We start from the raw sequence: 18,210 nt of genomic DNA, 5'->3' as shown, positions 1-18,210 counted from the left end.
CATTGACCGCGTTGCTCAAGACATGCGCGGTCAGTGTAGGAGCCGGCTTGCCGGCGATGGCGCCCACCCAAACACCGCTAACGCTCGCGCATCGCCTCCGTGCGTGCCTTCAACACCGGCTTGAGCAAGTAATCCAACACGCTTTTCTCCCCGGTAATGATGTCTACCGTCGCCACCATCCCCGGGATGATCAGCAGCGGTTTTTTCTCCCCACCCAGATGGTTCTTATCGGTGCGCACCTGGATCAGGTAGAAGCTGTTGCCCTTGTCGTCGGTAATCGTATCGGCGCCGATCAGTTCCAGTTTCGCCGCCAGCCCGCCGTAGATGGTGTAGTCATAGGCACTGAACTTGACCATCGCCTTCTGCCCCGGATGCAAGAACGCCACGTCCTGGGGCCGCACCTTGGCCTCGATCAGCAGGTTGTCTTCCAGCGGGACGATTTCCACCATGTCGCTGCCTGGCTGGACGACGCCGCCGATGGTGTTGACCTTCAATTGCTTGATCACCCCATGCACCGGCGAGACCACGGTGGTGCGGCTGACGCGGTCATCGATGGCGATGCTGGTGGCGGTGATTTTTGACAGGTCGGTGCGTTTTTCGTTGAGTTCCTTGGCGGCTTCCGAGCGGAAGGTCTGTACCGATTCGTCGATTTTGCTCTTGATCTCATTGATCGCCGATTCCGCCCGGGGGATCGCCAGGGTGGTGGCGTTCAGCGAACCGCGGATCTCCACGGCGCTGCGTTTGAGGCGCAGGATTTCCACCGGCGATACCGCACCGGTGCCCACCAGGGGCGCCGACATGTTCATCTCTTGTTGCAATAGCGCCAGGCTGGAGCTGAATTGGCCCTGCTTGGAGCGAAACTCCGCCAGTTCCTGGGTTTTCTGCCGCAGTTGTTCACTCAAGGTCCGTTGCTCGCTGCTCAAGCGGCGCTGGCGTTGTTCGAACAGTGAACGTTCGTCTTCGGCCACTTGCGGGGCCTTGGCGATCACTTCATCGGACAATTTGAACGGCCGCCCCTCGGCCTCGGCCGACAAGCGTTCGACCTGGGCGGTGAGGGCATACCGGTCGACTTCGCTTTCGCCCTTGTTCGAGCGGAACCGCGTGTCGTCCAGTTGCAGCAGTTTGTCGCCCTTGTCCACCATCTGCCCTTCACGCACATAAATCTGGGTGACGATGCCGCCCTCCAGGTTCTGGATCACTTGCACCTTGCTCGACGGGATGGCCTTGCCTTCGCCCATGGTCACTTCATCGAGTACGGCAAAGTTGGCCCATAGCAGGGCGCAGATGATCAGGCCGGCGGTCAGCCACACGATAATCCGTGAGCGGCGCGGCGAGTCCTGCAGCGCAGCGCCCGCCAGTTCGGGCATGAATTCGCTGTCGGCGGTTTTGCCAAAGCTCTTGAAATAGCCCGGTGACGTGGGAGTGGCTGACATGGTGGGGCTCCTAGACGGCGGCCGAGCCGACACGGCCCTTGCGCAGAGCATCGATCACACTTTCTTTGGGACCATCGGCAACGATGCGGCCGTTGTCCAGCACGATCAGGCGGTCGACCAGGCTGAGCATCGAGGTGCGGTGTGTGACCAAGAGCAACGTCTTGCCCTTGACCCACAGTTCCAGGCGCTGGCGCAGGGTTTCTTCGCTGCTGTTATCCATGGCGCTGGTGGGTTCGTCCAGCAGCAGGATCGGCGGGTCGAGCAGCAGCGCGCGGGCCAGCAACACCGCCTGGCGCTGGCCGCCGGACAGCAACTGCCCGCGCTCGCCCACCGGCCGGTCGAAGCCTTGTGGGTGCTGGCGGGCCAGTTCGCTGACACCGGTCAATTCGGCCACTTCGAGCATCCGCGCATCGCTGATGTAGCGCGCGCCCAGGGTCAGGTTATCGCGCAGGCTGCCGGCCAACAGCGGCAGGTCATGGGCCACATAACCCACTTGCTGGCGCAGGTCGGCCACATCCAATTGGCGCAGGTCGAGGCCATCGAGCAGCAACTGGCCTTCTTCTGGCGCGTAAAAGCCCATCACCAGGCGGCCCAGGGTGCTTTTGCCCGAGCCGCTGCGGCCGATAATCCCCACGCGCTCGCCGGCCTTGAGCTGGAAACTGACCTGGCTCAGGGCCGGGGCGTTTTGCCCGGCGTAGCGGAAGGTGACCTGGCTGACTTCCAGGGCGCCGCTCAGTTGCGTGCGTTCCAGTGGGCGCTGCTGCGGGTCGCGCTCCTGGGGCAGGGCCATCAGCGCGTCGGTGCTGCGCATGGTCAACTGCGCCTGCTGGTAGCGGGTGATCAACCCGGCGATCTGCCCCAGCGGCGCCAGTACCCGGCTGCCGAGCATGTAGGTGGCCACCAGCGCGCCGACGCTGAGGCTGCCGGCGATGATGCTGTAGACCCCGGCGACAATCGTGGCCATCCCGGAAAACTGCTGGATGAACAGCGTGCCATTGGTGGCCAGCGCCGAGAGGTTGCGCGCGTGGCTGTCGAGGCGGGTGAGGGCGCCGTGGGTGCTTTCCCACTGGTGCTGGCGCTCGCTTTCGGCGCTGCAGGCCTTGAGGGTTTCCAGGCCGCTGAGGGTTTCGATCAACAGCGCCTGGCGTTCGGCGCCCAGGCTCAGGCTTTTTTGCACGGTGTCGCGCAGGCGCGCCTGGATCAGCATCGCAAAGCCGATGGTCAGCGGGAACGCACACAAGGGGATGATCACCAGCCAGCCACCGAGCAGGCCGATCACCACCAGCATCAGCACGGCGAAAGGCAGGTCGATCAGGCTGGTGAGGGTCACGGCGGTGAGAAATTCGCGCAGGCCCTGGAAGTCATGGATGCTCTGGGCAAAACCGCCGATGGTCGCGGGGCGCGCTTTCATCGACATGCCGGTGATGCGCTCGAACAGGGTGGCGGAAAGAATCACATCGGTCTTTTTGCCGGCGGTGTCCAGCAGATGGGCGCGTACCACTCGCAGCACCAGCTCGAAGCCCGTGCCGATCAGCAGGCCGATCACCAGCACCCACAAGGTCGAGGTGGCCTGGTTCGGCACCACGCGGTCGTAGGTCTGCATGACGAACAGCGGCACCATCAGGCCCAGCAGGTTGATCAGCAAACTGGCGAGGATCGCATCGCTGTACAGCCAGCGCGACAGCTTCAGGGTGTCGCGAAACCACGCCTCGACCCGGGGCACCAGCGGCGCGCGGAGGTCTTCGATCTCGTGCCGGGGCCGGGCGAACAGGGCCTGGCCGCTGTAGGCCGCTTCGAGCTCCTCGCGGCTGACCCACTGTTCGCCGCCCTCGGCTTCGCTGGGCAGGATCAGCGCCTGGCCATCCTCGCCCCAGCGCCGCAGCACCGCGCAGCGGCCTTCGTTGAGCAGCAACAGCACTGGCAGGTTCAACGCCGAGATGGCCTTCAAGTCCCGGCGCAATACCCGCGCCTGCAAGCTGGCCCGGGCCGCCGCCCGTGGCAGCAAGTCCAGGCTCAGGCGTTGCTCTGCCAAGGGCAGGCCGGCGCTCAGGCTGGAGCGGCTGACGGTACAGCCGTGCAGCTTGCACAGGATCAGCAGGCCGTCGAGCAACGGGTCATCAAAGCTCTGGCGCGGGTCGACACCCGGGTTCAGCGGTTCCATCTGGCTCACGGCGATCTGCTCCACGTGTTGGCTACTTCAGGTCAGGCAGGTGGGCTTCGCTTCTGACTTCCGACTGGGCAATGGCTTCGGCCGGCACCACCACGCGCTCCTTGTTCAGCAACTCGCCCATGTTGGCCAGCACGCGGTACATGGAGAACTCTTCGGTGTAGCGCACTTCGGTGTAGCGCCGATTGGCGTTGTACAGCTCGTTTTCACTGTCCAACAGGTCCAGCAAGGTGCGTTGGCCCAGGCCGAACTGGTCCTGGTAGGCCGCGCGTACGCGCTGGGTGGTTTCGGCGTATTCGCGGGCGGTGGGAGTCTGGATGCGCGCGTTGTCCATGGCATGCCAGGCCAGGTTGAGGTTCTCGTTGAGCATGCGCAGGGCGTTGTTGCGGATGTCCATGGCCTGGTTGATCTTGTGCGAGTCCGACGCCAGGCGGGCCTTGTCGCTGCCGCCACGGAACAGGTTGTAGTTCATCACCACGCCCACCCGCCATTCGTTGTCGTGGCCCAGGTCGCCCTGCACATTGTTATTGGCACCCACCGCCGCCTCGGCATCGAAGCGTGGGTAGAACGGCGACTTGGCCACTTCGTACTGGCTCTCGGCGGCCATCACGTCGGACTGGGCCGATTTCAGATAGGGGTTGTTCTCCAGCATGCTGCGCCGGGCGCCGAGTTGGTCGCTGGGCAGTTCGCCCTTGATCGAGGCCGGGCTTTCCAGTTCGTCCGGCATGCGCCCGACCACGCTGTAGAAGTTCGATTCGGCGTCTTGCAGGTCGACCAGGGCGGTCTGGTAGTTGTTGTCTGCCAGGGCCCGGCGGGCGGTGGACTGATCGCGGTCAGCGGTGCTGCCGATGCCGCGCTCGGTGCGCAGGCCAATCTGGTCGGTGACCCGCAGGTGCGCCTGCAGGTTGTTCTTGGCCAGTGTCAGCAGGTCGCGGCGCTTGAGCACTTCCAGGTACACCTCGACGGTGCGCAGGGCCAGGCTTTCGGCGGTGCCTCGGGTGTAATAGGCGCGGGAGTTGACCACCGCCCCGGTGCGCTGCACTTCGTTGGAGGTGTTGAAGCCGTCGAACAGCATCTGGCGCAGGCGCAGTTCCGACTGGGTGTAGTTGTCGGTCTCGGTGTGGTGGTTGCCGCCACGGGCGCGGGTGGTGCTGTTGTCGCTGTAACCGCGGCCGTAGGCGGCGTTGAGGTCGAGGCTGGGGTAGAAACCGCCCTTGGCGACTTTCACATCTTCATCAGCCGACAGCCGGCTATTACGGCTGGCATTGAGTTCCGGGTGAGTGTCCAGCGTGCTTTGGATCGCTTGGGTCAGCGACATCGCTTGGGTGTTGGTGCAGGCCATGGCGATCAGAATCGCGCTGCAGAGGGGGGTAAAGACGCGCATGGGTACCTCTCCTGTGTATCAATGTTGCTGGTCTGTCGCCATTTATTTGACGAATTTAAGGGGTCAAACCGTCTCAGGCTTGTAACAACAGAGCTAAGAACATTTGCGGGAGGACCTAAGAAGGATTTCTCATAATGGTTATGTCCAAAAAAACTTATGCGTTCTGCGCGAAGCAAGACATTGTTCAAAGCACAAGCCTTGAGTTATGTGCGCTTCGGCGCGTTTTGAGGCTCTTGGAAAGTTCAATCGCAAGTGCAAGCGGATGATGGGGTAGCGGAAAAAAGGGAATTTCAGGGTGACGGTTTTTTGTCACTTGTTCCCTTGGAAGGCTCTCTGCAGGCGGGTCAAAGCGCTGGTTGGCGGCTGATTTGAATCAGTTTTGTGCCACCTGCGGGCCACCCGATCCACTGCGCTTGTGCACGTAACCGAGGTGCCGACTACTGGGGTCGGACAGGGAGATAAGCACATGGCCAAGTTAATCGGTGTTGTCAGCAAGGTGGTTGGGGAAGTCTTCGCGGTGGCGGGAGATGGCAGCCGCCGAAGCCTGGTCGAAGGCGACCGACTGTTTGCCGGCGAGCAACTGCAGACCGGCGCGGCCGGTGCGGTGGCGGTGCAACTGACCAACGGCCATGAGCTGACCCTGGGGCGCGACAGCAGCCTGGGCCTTTCCCCGCAATTGCTGGCTGGCCAGGCGCCGCAGATTCACGCCTCCGAAGACCTTGCGCCGAGCCAGGCGCAGTTGACCGATGTGCTGCAGTTGCAAAAAGCCATCGCCGCCGGTGACGACCCGACCCAGACCGCAGAAGCCACGGCTGCCGGGCAAACCGGCAGCACGGCGGCGGGTGAGTTGGGCGGCGGGCACTCCTTTGTGCTGCTGACCGAAGTCGCCGGGCGCGTGGAGCCGGTCATCGGCTTTCCTACGGCGGGGTTTGGTGGGATTCCCGAGTTCCCGTTGTTCCAGGTCGCCGGCCAGCCGGACACCGGCAACGGCCAGCCTGTGGTGGTGCCTCCCGACAATCCGGTGAGCCTGGGTGGGCTGGAGGTCGAGGGCGGCGAGTTGACGCTCAACGAGGCCAATCTTGCCCAGGGCTCGGCCAGCAACCCGGCGGCGCTGGTGCAAAGCGGCACCTTCAGCGTCACAGCGCCCGACGGCCTGCAAAGCCTGACGGTGGGCGGCATCAGTGTGGTCAGCGGCGGGGTGGCCAGCAGCTTTCCGCAAACTATCACCACCGGGCTGGGCAATACCCTGAGCATCACCGGTTATAACGCGGCCACCGGGGTGATCAGCTACAGCTACACCTTGACCGGCAACGAGGCCCATCCGTCAGGTGGCGGCACCAACAGCCTGGGCGAGCAATTTGCGGTAGTGGCCACCGACAGCGATAACGACACCGCCACCGGCTCGCTGGATATCACCATTGTCGATGACGTGCCCAAGGCGCTGGATGACAGCCATGAGGGCAGCGCTTCGGAAAGCCTGTTGACCCTCAGCGGCAACGTCCTGGACAACGACACCCAGGGCGCCGACCGAGTCGCCAGTGGCCCGATCACGGGCGGTACGTTCACGGGTCAATATGGCACTTTGGTGCTGGCGGCCGATGGCAGCTACACCTACACGTTGAACAGCGCCGACCCTGATTTTGTCGCGCTGCAGGGCGGCGGTAATGGCACGGAAACCTTCACCTACACCCTGACCGACGCCGATGGCGACAGCAGCACCGCCAACCTGGTGCTGCAAGTGCACAACAACGACGACCCGGTGGTGATCGGCGGCATCAGCGTGAATGGCGCTGACCTGACCCTCTACGAAAAAAACCTGGTGGATGGCAGCAGCCCCGACGCTGGCGCGCTGACCCGTACCGGCAGCCTGACCGTATCGGCCGTGGACGGTTTGCAGAACCTGTCCGTGGGCGGTATCAACGTGGTGTCCGGTGGTGTCGCCGCCGGCTTCCCGCAATCGATCGCCACCGGCCTGGGCAATACCCTGACCATCACCGGGTTTGACCCGGCCACCGGGGTGATCAGCTACAGCTACACCCTGACCGGCACCGAGGCGCACCCGTCGGCGGGAGGGGTGAATGAGCTGACCGAGAGCTTCAGCGTTATCGCCAATGACACCAACAACAGCACCGCCACCGGCACCCTGCACGTGAGCGTGGTGGACGATGTACCGACCGCTGCCGATGACAGCAATGCACAAGTGGCCTCCGAAAGCCTGCTGACCCTGAGCGGCACGGTGTTGACCAATGACGTGCAAGGCGCTGATCGGGTCGCGTCCGGGCCGGTGACCGGGCTCCTTCACGGGGCTCTACGGCACGCTGGAGTTGGCGGCGAATGGCACTTATGTGTACACGCTGAACCCGGCCGACAGCGACTTCCTGGGGTTGCACGGTGGCGGCAATGGGACGGAGACGTTTACCTACACCCTGACGGATGCCGACGGCGATACCAGCACCGCGAACCTGGTGTTGCAGGTGCATAACAACGACGACCCGGTGGTGCTGACGGGACTTGAGGTGAATGGCGGGGAGGTCACGGTCTACGAGAAAAACCTGCCGCTGGGCAGTGCTATCGATGGGCCTGCTTTGACCCAGTCCGGCACTTTCACCGTGACCGCGTTGGATGGCCTGAACAACCTCACCGTTGGCGGCATCAATGTCGTCACCAACGGTGTTGCCGCGACGTTCCCGCAGTCGGAACCCACCGGCTTTGGCAACACCCTGACCATCACCGGCTACAACGCCAGCACCGGGGTGATCAGCTACAGCTACACCCTCAACGGCACCGATAGCCACCCAACCGGCGCGGGCATCAATAGCATCAGCGAGTCGTTCACGGTGACCGCCACCGACAGCAACAACAGCAGTGCCAATGGCTCCCTGGACGTGAATGTGGTCGACGATGTGCCAAAAGCCGTCGACGACAACCCCGCAGGCATCGTCTCCGAGAGCCTGCTGACCCTGAGCGGCAGCGTGCTGGGCAATGACGTGCAAGGCGCCGACCGCATCGCCACTGGTCCGGTTACGCCAACTACCATCGTTGGCACCTACGGCACCCTGCAACTGTTTGCCGATGGCAGCTACATCTACACCCTCGACAAGACTGACCCGCAGTTCATGGCCCTGAATGGCGGTGGTAGCGGCACCGAAACCTTCACCTACCAACTGAACGACAGCGACGGCGATACCAGCACCGCGAACCTGGTGTTGCAGGTGCATAACAACGACGACCCGGTGGTGTTGACCGGCTTAGACGTCACCGGCGGCGAAGTCACGGTCTACGAGAAAAACCTGCCGTTGGGCAGTGCTATCGACGGGCCTGCGTTGACCCAATCCGGCACCTTCACCGTGACGGCGTTGGATGGCCTGAAAAACCTCACTGTGGGCGGCATTAGCGTCGTCACTAACGGTGTCGCCGCGACGTTCCCGCAGTCGGAACCCACCGGCTTTGGCAACACCCTGACCATCACCGGCTACAACGCCAGCACTGGGGTGATCAGCTACAGCTACACCCTCAACGGCACCGATAGCCACCCAACCGGAGCGGGCACCAATAGCATCAGTGAGTCGTTTGCGGTGGTTGCGACCGACAGTAACAACAGCAGCGCCAACGGTTCACTGGACGTGAATGTGGTCGACGATGTGCCAAAAGCCGTCGACGACAACCCCGCAGGTATCGCCTCCGAGAGCCTGCTGACCCTGAGCGGCAGCGTGCTGGGCAATGACGTACAAGGCGCCGACCGCATCGCCACCGGCCCCGTCACGCCAAACACCATCGTCGGCACCTACGGCACCCTGCAACTGTTTGCCGATGGCAGCTACACCTACACCCTCGACAAGACCGACCCACAATTCGTCGCCCTAAATGGCGGTGGCAGCGGCACTGAAACCTTCACCTACCAACTGAACGACAGCGACGGCGATACCAGCACCGCGAACCTGGTGTTGCAGGTGCATAACAACGACGACCCGGTGGTGTTGACGGGACTCGAGGTGAATGGCGGGGAGGTCACGGTCTACGAGAAAAACCTGCCGTTGGGCAGTGCTATCGACGGGCCTGCGTTGACCCAATCCGGCACCTTCACCGTGACGGCATTGGACGGCCTGAAAAACCTCACCGTTGGCGGCATCAACGTCGTCACCAACGGCGTCGCCGCGACGTTCCCGCAGTCGGAACCCACCGGCTTCGGCAACACCCTGACCATCACCGGTTACAACGCCAGCACTGGGGTGATCAGCTACAGCTACACCCTCAACGGCACTGACAGCCACCCAACCGGCGCGGGCATCAATAGCATCAGCGAGTCGTTCACGGTGACCGCCACCGACAGCAACAACAGCAGCGCCAATGGCTCCCTGGACGTCAAGGTGGTCGACGACGTGCCCAAAGCCGTCGACGACAACCCCGCTGGTATTGCCTCTGAAAGCCAGCTCATCCTCAGCGGCAGTGTTCTCGGTAACGACGTACAAGGCGCCGACCGCATCGCCACCGGCCCGGTTACGCCAAACACCATCGTCGGCACCTACGGCACCCTGCAACTGTTTGCCGATGGCAGCTACACCTACACCCTCGACAAGACCGACCCACAATTCGTCGCCCTTCACGGTGGGGGGAACGGCACCGAGACCTTCACTTATCAGTTGAACGACAGCGATGGCGATACCAGCACCGCCAAACTGGTGCTACAGGTGCATAACAACAACGATCCGGTGGTGCTGACCGGTCTGGACCTCACCGGCGGTGAGTTGACCGTCTTTGAAAAAAACCTGATCGATGGTTCCAGCCCCAACACCCCCTTGCTGACCCAGACCGGTACCTTCACCGTGACGGCCCTGGACGGTTTGAAGAACCTCACGGTCGGCGGCCTGAACGTGGTGACCAACGGCGTCGTAGCCACCTTCCCGCTGTCGGAAGGCACCCTGCTGGGCAACAATTTTACGGTGGTCGGCTACGACCCCAACACCGGGGTGGTCAGCTACCGCTACACCCTGCTCGACAATGAAATGCACCCCAATGCCAGCGGTGACAACAGCCTGCCCGAGCACATCACGGTCACGGCCAGCGATTACGACACCAATACGGCCACGGGCACGATCGATATCAACATCATCGACGACCTGCCCACCGCCAACCCTGACGTGCGCTCGGTGGCAGAAGGCGGTGTGGTCAGCGCCAATGTGCTGGGCAATGACGTCGGCGGCGCCGATAGCCCCACGTTGGCCGGCGCGGTGGTCGGGGTGCGGGCGGGGAGCAATACCGGCACCCCGGCCAGTGGTGGCCTGGGCGTGAATATCAACGGCAACTTCGGTTACCTGACCCTGGATGCGAACGGCAATGCCGTGTACCACAGCAACCCCAACTCGGTGAGCCCGCCGGGAGCCGTGGATACCTTCGTGTATACCGTGCGCGATGGCGACGGTGACTTGAGCACCACGACCCTGACCATTACGGTGGCCGACAGCGGCCTGGTGGCGACAGTCGACGGCGACGTCACGGTCTACGAGAAAGCCCTGGACTTGAACCTCGATGGCCAGGACCTGGCGCCCGGCACCGTGGTCGGCAGCGACCCGACCGCCACCAGCGAAACTGCCAGCGGCACCCTGGTGGGGTCGGCCACTGGCGGCAGTGGCCCGTTGAGTTTCAGCCTGGTGGGCAGCGCAACGGGCAGCTATGGGCAGATCCTGCTCAACCCCAACGGCACCTACACCTACACCCTGACGTCGGCTCCCAAGACTTTGCCCAACAGCAATGATGGGCCGAATGTGCTGACCGAGACCTTCACCTACAAGGCCACCGACCAACTGGGCAACTCCACCACCAGCAGCATCGTGGTGAGCATCGTCGATGACGTGCCCAAAGTGGTGTCCAGCGCACGTGAGGTCACGGCCACGGAGGTGGATTCCAACCTGCTGCTGATCATCGATATTTCCGGCAGCATGAACGACCCGTCCGGGGCCGGTGGTTCGCGGCTCGACCTGGCCAAGGCCTCCATCGTCGAGTTGCTCAACCGCTATGACGAGATGGGTGATGTGAAGGTGCAGATCGTGACCTTCAATGACAGCTCCCAGCAATTGAGCAGCCAGTGGGTCAGCGTCGCCACGGCCAAGTCCTTGGTCAACGGCCTCACCGCGTTCAACGGCACTAACTACGATTCGGCCCTCGGCACCGCGCAGACCGCCTACGGCGCTGCCGGCAAGCTGGAAGGTGCGCAGAACGTGGCGTATTTCTTCTCGGACGGTAACCCCACCACGTCCAACACCAATAACCCGAACAACCCCGGCAACGTGGTCAACCCGGAATACGGTGATGGGATCGACGCCACTGAAGAAGGTGTATGGCGGGCCTTCCTCGATGCCAACGGCATCAAGGCCTATGCCATCGGCCTGGGGGCCGGCGTCAACAGCATTTACCTGGACCCGGTGGCCTACGACGGCAGCACCCACACCAACACCAACGCGGTGGTGGTGGCCAACCTCGCAGGCCTGGATGCAGTGCTGGCCGGCACGGTACAGGGCGCGCCAGTCACCGGCAGCCTGCTGACGGACGGCTCGTTCGGTGCCGATGGTGGCTTCGTCAAATCCCTCACGGTGGACGGCATCACCTATACCTACAACCCCGCGGCGGGGGGCTCGATGAGCGCCAACCTGCCGGGCGGGCATGGCACGTTCGACACCGTCAGCAACAGCGTCACCATCACCACCAACCAGGGCGGCACGCTGATAGTGGACATGGACAACGGCGAGTTCCGCTACACACCGCCCAAGCTGACCGGCTCGCTGGTCACCGAAACCTTTGGGGTGATCGTCAGCGACAACGACGGCGACCTGGCGAGTTCCAGCCTGGTGGTCAAGGTCAACCCCAACGTGGCGCCGGTGGCCGGTGACGACCATGTGATCACCAATATCCTGTCGGGCAATATCGTGGTGCCTGCCGAGTTGCTGCTGGCCAATGACAGCGATGCCAACCATGACACCCTGACGGCTATCCCTACCAGTTTTCCAACCGGCTGGGTGGCCACCAAGGGCGTCAGCTTTACCGGGTCGGGGAGCCGATCGTTCATCAACCCCAGCAGCACGACCCTGGCGGATGTGCGTACCTCCTTTGCCCGCGACTCGGCGGCCATGACCGCTTTACTCGTGGTCAGCGGTAACCTCGGCGCGGTCGGCAACAGTAATGCCGAAGACCGCATTACGGTCAGCCTCAAGGCGGGTGAAACCCTCAACCTGGATCACAACCTGGCGAGCGGTAACGTCATCATGGCGTACTCGATCAATGGCGGCCCCGAGACCGTCATTCCCGATGGCACGACCTTGCCTGCTGCAGCGATGGACAGCACCTATCAGATCCATATCACCAACGTCACCAACCCGACAGGCAGTGGGGGCAACAGCGCCGAAAACTACCAGTTGAACATGAAGATCAACTACTCCGGCGCCCAGGACTTCACGCCGGACTACCACGGCAACTACTCGGTCAGCGATAACCACGGCGGCAGCGACAGCGCCGCGGTAGACATCAGCTACCAGGCCGGTACGACCCTCACCGGTACCAACGGTGATGACATCATCATGGCCGGGCCCGGCAACAACATCCTCAATGGCGGCGATGGCAACGACGTGCTCACCGCCGGCACCGGCAACAACGAGATGCACGGCGGCAATGGCAATGACCTGCTGTTCAGTGGCATCGGCAACGACCTGCTCGATGGCGGGGCGGGCATCGATACGGTCAGCTATGCCCACGCCACGGCAGGCGTGACCGTCAACCTTGGCCTGGCGAGCGCGCAAGCCACCGGCGGGGCCGGGACCGATACATTGATGGCCCTGGAAAACCTGGTGGGTTCCAACTTCAATGACTTCCTCACTGGCAACGGCAACAACAACCTGATCTCCGGCGGGCTGGGCAATGACACCCTCAAGGGCGAGGGTGGCGATGACATCCTGATCGGCGGCCCGGGTAACAACACCCTGACCGGTGGCCCTGGTGCCGATACGTTCCAGTACCTGACGGGCAACAGCGGGCACGATGTCATCACCGACTTTGGCGTGGGCACCGACAAGCTGGACCTCTCGCAATTGTTGCAAGGGGAGAATGCGACGGCGGCGTCCCTGGATGACTACCTGCACTTCAAGGTCACGGGCAGTGGGGCCACGTTGTTGACCACCATCGACATCAGCGCCGTGGCCGGTGCCACGCCGACCCAGACCATCGACCTGGCCGGGGTCAACCTGGCGACCCAATACGGTGTGACACCGGGCGCGGGCGGGCTGATTGCGGGTGGCGCGGATACCGCGACGATCATCAACGGGATGTTGAATGACCATTCGTTGAAGGTGGATACGGTCTGAGCGGATCCTTGCAACGCAAAACACTGTGCAGCAGCCGGCTTGCCGACGATGGCGATCAATAGGTCGCCATCGCCGACAGGCATTTTTGGCGCTGTTAGCGCATTGAGTTATAAGCACCATACTTTGCGTGATATGGCCCGCCAGCGTTTGCCGGTATGATAGGCGCCCCCGCAGTCTGGATTGCGAATACGCCATGACCCTGCAATACCCAACCATCGCCGATTGCGTCGGCAACACACCTTTGGTCCGCTTGCAGCGCATGGCGGGTAACACCAGCAATACCTTGCTGCTCAAGCTCGAGGGGAATAACCCGGCGGGCTCGGTCAAGGACCGCCCGGCGCTGTCGATGATCGCCCGTGCCGAGCAGCGCGGGCAGATCAAGCCCGGCGACACCCTGATCGAAGCCACTTCCGGTAATACCGGGATCGCCCTGGCCATGGCCGCGGCGATCAAAGGCTACAAAATGATCCTGATCATGCCCGACAACGGCAGCGCCGAGCGCAAGGCCGCAATGACCGCCTATGGCGCCGAGCTGGTACTGGTGACCCCGGAAGAGGGCATGGAAGGCGCACGCGATCTTGCCGAGCGCATGGCCGCCAAAGGCCGTGGCCAGGTGTTGGACCAGTTCGCCAACGGTGACAACCCCGAGGCGCACTACACCAGCACCGGCCCGGAGATCTGGCGCCAGACCCAGGGCACCATCACCCATTTCGTCAGCTCCATGGGCACCACCGGCACCATCATGGGCAACTCGCGCTACCTCAAGGAGCAGAACCCGGCGATCCAGATCGTTGGCCTGCAACCGATGGAAGGCGCGGCGATCCCGGGGATCCGTCGTTGGCCCGAAGAGTATCTGCCCAAGATCTACAACGCTGCCCGCGTCGATCGCATCATCGACATGGCCCAGCGCGAAGCCGAAGACACCACCCGTCGCCTGGCCCGTGAAGAAGGCATCTTCTGCGGCGTGTCCTCCGGTGGCGCCGTGGCCGGCATGTTGCGCCTGTCTGCAGAACTGGAAAACGCGGTGATCGTCGCGATCATCTGTGACCGAGGCGACCGTTACCTGTCGACCGGCATTTTCGACGCGCCCAACTGATGGCCAAGCAAGAGCGAGGCCTGCGCTTCCAGCCCACGGGCGGCAGCCGGGCGCCCCAAATCCCGGTCGGCAAGAAACAACGCCTGACCATTGAGCGCCTGGCCAATGATGGCCGGGGGATCGTGTTTTTCGAAGGTCGCACCTGGTTTGTGGTGGGCGCCCTGGCCGGCGAAGAGGTCGAGGCGCGGGTGCTCGGTGCCCATGGCAAAGTGGTCGAGGCCCGCACCGAGCGGGTGTTCCAGGCCAGCGAACTGCGCCGCCCGGCGCCGTGCGTGCATGCTGGCCGTTGTGGCGGTTGCAGCCTGCAACACCTGCCCCATGCCGAACAGCTTGCCCTGAAACAGCGCATGCTCGCCGAGCAATTGTCCCGTGTTGCCGGGGTCGAGCCCCAGGAGTGGGCAGCGCCGTTGAGCGGCCCCGAGTTCGGCTATCGCCGCCGGGCGCGGGTCGCCGTGCGTTGGGATGCCAAGGCCAAGCGCCTGGACGTGGGTTTTCGCGCCGTGGCCAGCCAGGACATCGTCGCCATCGATGATTGCCCGGTGCTGGTACAGGCCTTGCAACCGATCATGCAGCGCCTGCCCAACATGTTGCGGCGCCTGAGCAAACCTCAGGCCCTGGGGCATGTGGAACTGTTCAGCGGCTCGTCGATTGCCGTGTTGCTGCGGCATATGGCGCCGTTGTCCGACGCTGACCTGCTGGTGCTGCAAGAATTCTGCGGGTTCCATGACGCCCAGTTGTGGCTGCATGGCGAGGGCGAGCCGCAGCCGTTCGCGGCCGGGGCGGCCCTGGGCTATCGTCTGGAGCAGTGGGACCTGGAGCTGGCGTACCGGCCGGGGGATTTTGTGCAGGTCAATGCCGGGGTCAACGAGGCGATGGTGGCCCAGGCGCTGGATTGGTTGGCCCCGCGTTCCGACGAACGGGTGCTGGACCTGTTCTGCGGCCTTGGCAACTTTGCCTTGCCCCTGGCTCGCCAAGTGCGTGAAGTGGTGGCGGTAGAGGGCGTGCAGGCCATGGTGGACCGCGCAGCCCTCAACGCAGGCAGCAATAATTTGCATAATGTGCAGTTTTTTCAGGCCGATTTGTCCCAGCCTTTGAGTGATGCGCAATGGGCCAAAGCAGGCTTTTGTGCGGTACTCTTGGACCCACCCCGCGATGGTGCCCTGGAGGTTGTGCGCAAGCTCGCCACTCTGGGGGCTGATCGCCTGGTGTATGTGTCCTGCAATCCAGCCACGCTGGCGCGGGACACTGTCGAGTTGGTCAAGCAAGGCTACCGGCTAAAACGTGCCGGGATCCTCGATATGTTTCCGCAAACCGCGCATGTCGAGGCGATGGCGTTATTTGAAGCGAGCTAGGATGCTCGCTTAGTCCGACTGGCCTGCGTTCTCCAGGGCCTGTGACCTGCCAGGGAGTTCGCGGTACAAGGGTCAGCGATTTTGACGCGCTACAGGCGCGTCGTAGGGAAGGTAAGCAAGATGGTACAGGTGAGAGCACACCAGCCGATCAACACCGACGGCAGTATCAATCTCGAGGCATGGCTGGATCATGCCATCAGTGTCGATCCGGCACTGGACCGTGAAGCCTTGAAAGCCGCCTGCGAGTTCGCTCGCGAGGCTGAACAGCAAGACAATGCGGCCAAGAATCTTTGGGCCGAAGGAACCTCCAGTTTTCGTACCGGGCTTGAAATCGCCGAGATCCTCGCCGACCTCAAGCTGGATCAGGATTCGCTGATCGCCGCGGTGCTCTATCGCGGCGTGCGCGAAGGGCATATCGCGTTGCCCTTGGTCAGCCAGCGTTTCGGCGCGGTGGTGGCCAAGCTGATCGATGGCGTGCTGCGCATGGCCGCGATCAGCGCCAGCCTCAGCCCGCGCCAGTCGATGGTGCTGGGCACCCAGGGCCAGGTAGAAAACCTGCGCAAGATGCTGGTGGCGATGGTCGACGACGTGCGCGTAGCCCTGATCAAGCTGGCCGAACGCACCTGCGCGATCCGTGCGGTGAAAACCGCCGATGACGAAAAGCGCAACCGCGTCGCCCGCGAGGTCTTCGACATCTATGCGCCCCTGGCCCACCGCCTGGGGATCGGCCATATCAAGTGGGAGCTGGAGGACTTGTCCTTCCGCTACCTCGAACCCGATCAATACAAACAGATCGCGACCCTGCTGCATGAGCGGCGGCTGGACCGTGAGCGCTTTATCAGCGATGTGATGGGCCAGTTGCGCTCGGAGTTGCAGGCCACCGGTGTCGAGGCCGATATCAGCGGCCGCGCCAAGCATATCTATTCGATCTGGCGCAAAATGCAGCGCAAGGGCCTGGCCTTCAGCCAGATCTACGACGTGCGCGCCGTGCGTGTGCTGGTGCCGGAAATGCGCGATTGCTACACCGCGCTGGGCATCGTCCACACCCTGTGGCGGCATATTCCCAAGGAATTCGACGACTACATCGCCAACCCCAAGGAAAACGGCTACCGCTCGCTGCACACCGCGGTGATCGGCCCCGAGGGCAAGGTGCTGGAAGTGCAGATCCGCACCCACGCCATGCACGAGGAAGCCGAGCTGGGCGTTTGCGCGCACTGGCGCTACAAGGGCACCGACGTCAAGGCGGGCTCCAACCAGTACGAAGAGAAAATCTCCTGGCTGCGCCAAGTGCTGGAGTGGCACGAGGAACTCGGTGATATCGGCGGCCTGGCCGAGCAGTTGCGGGTGGATATCGAGCCTGACCGGGTCTACATCTTCACCCCCGACGGCCACGCCATCGACCTGCCCAAGGGCGCGACGCCGCTGGACTTCGCCTATCGCGTGCACACCGAGATCGGCCACAACTGCCGTGGCGCCAAGATCAACGGGCGCATCGTGCCGCTCAACTACAGCCTGCAGACCGGTGAACAGGTCGAGATCATCACCAGCAAGCACGGCACGCCGAGCCGCGACTGGCTGAACCCGAACCTGGGCTACATCACCACATCGCGGGCGCGGGCGAAGATTGTCCACTGGTTCAAGCTGCAGGCGCGGGACCAGAACGTCGCCGCCGGCAAGACCCTGCTCGAACGCGAACTGGGGCGCCTGGGCCTGCCCCAGGTGGATTTCGACAAGTTGGCCGAAAAAGCCAACATGAAGATTGCCGAGGATATGTTCGCCGCCCTCGGCGCCGGCGACTTGCGCCTGGCGCAACTGGTCAACCTGGCCCAGCAGTTGGTGGAACCGGAGCGCGGCAGCGAGCAACTGGAGCTGATTCCGCGCAAGGCCACGGGCTACAAGCCGGGCAAGCGCGGCGATATCCAGATCCAGGGCGTGGGCAACCTGATGACCCAGATGGCCGGCTGCTGCCAGCCGTTGCCGGGCGACGCGATCGTCGGCTACATCACCCAGGGCCGTGGGGTGAGCATTCACCGCCAGGATTGTGCCTCGGTGTTGCAACTGGGCGGGCGCGAGCCGGAGCGGATCATCCAGGTCAGCTGGGGCCCGGTGCCGGTGCTCACTTACCCGGTGGACATCATCATCCGCGCCTACGACCGTTCGGGGTTGCTGCGTGACGTCTCGCAAGTGCTGCTCAACGAGCGGATCAACGTACTGGCGGTCAACACCCGCTCGAACAAGGAGGACAACACTGCGTTGATGTCCCTGACCATCGAGATTCCGGGGCTGGACGCGTTGGGGCGGCTGCTGGGGCGTATTTCCCAGTTGCCGAACATCATCGAGACCCGGCGTAACCGCACGCCATGAGTCGCTGGATGAGTGCGGCCTGAAATGTGGGAGCGGGCTTGTGTAGGAGCTGGCTTGCCTGCGATG

Annotated in this window: 6 protein-coding genes and 1 pseudogene; 4 read left to right on the top strand and 3 right to left on the bottom strand. The window is 63.2% G+C overall.

The annotated features are described in order from the left end of the window. Positions 1-77: 77 nt before the first annotated feature. The 3 genes from HBO05_RS16185 to HBO05_RS16175 are packed head-to-tail and all read right to left on the bottom strand — an operon-like array spanning position 78 to position 4,984. Positions 78-1,433, bottom strand: a complete 1,356-nt coding sequence (locus HBO05_RS16185) for an HlyD family type I secretion periplasmic adaptor subunit (protein WP_169955619.1) — start codon at positions 1,431-1,433, stop codon at positions 78-80. Positions 1,434-1,443: 10 nt separating this feature from the next. Then, on the bottom strand, positions 1,444-3,603 hold the full coding sequence (locus HBO05_RS16180; protein ID WP_170043281.1) for a type I secretion system permease/ATPase: 2,160 nt from the start codon (positions 3,601-3,603) through the stop codon (positions 1,444-1,446). Positions 3,604-3,625: 22 nt separating this feature from the next. Continuing rightward, the gene (locus HBO05_RS16175) at positions 3,626-4,984 is read right to left on the bottom strand and encodes a TolC family outer membrane protein (RefSeq protein ID WP_169955621.1); all 1,359 of its coding nucleotides are present in this window, start codon (positions 4,982-4,984) and stop codon (positions 3,626-3,628) included. 466 nt (positions 4,985-5,450) lie between these two features. On the opposite strand from HBO05_RS16175, the pseudogene HBO05_RS16170 reads away from it, so the two are divergent. The 4 genes and pseudogenes from HBO05_RS16170 to relA all read left to right on the top strand — a co-directional run bounded on the left by HBO05_RS16170 (position 5,451) and on the right by relA (position 18,144). Continuing rightward, positions 5,451-13,332: pseudogene (locus tag HBO05_RS16170) on the top strand (retention module-containing protein). 193 nt (positions 13,333-13,525) lie between these two features. Further along, complete coding sequence (gene cysM / locus HBO05_RS16165; protein ID WP_170057704.1) at positions 13,526-14,428, top strand: cysteine synthase CysM; 903 nt, start codon at positions 13,526-13,528, stop codon at positions 14,426-14,428. After that, positions 14,428-15,780: a 23S rRNA (uracil(1939)-C(5))-methyltransferase RlmD gene (rlmD, locus tag HBO05_RS16160; RefSeq protein WP_172313356.1), complete on the top strand. Its 1,353-nt coding sequence runs from the start codon at positions 14,428-14,430 to the stop codon at positions 15,778-15,780. The genes cysM and rlmD overlap by 1 nt, the downstream gene beginning before the upstream one ends. Positions 15,781-15,900: 120 nt before the next feature. After that, entirely contained in the window at positions 15,901-18,144 is a 2,244-nt protein-coding gene (relA, locus tag HBO05_RS16155; RefSeq protein WP_169956980.1) for a GTP diphosphokinase, read from the top strand. Positions 18,145-18,210: the final 66 nt, after the last annotated feature.

The sequence above is a fragment of the Pseudomonas sp. WS 5079 genome (assembly GCF_012985465.1).
Taxonomy (GTDB): Bacteria; Pseudomonadota; Gammaproteobacteria; order Pseudomonadales; family Pseudomonadaceae; genus Aquipseudomonas.
Note: the sequence above shows the minus strand (reverse complement) of the source record. Positions and strands in the feature narration are given on the sequence as shown.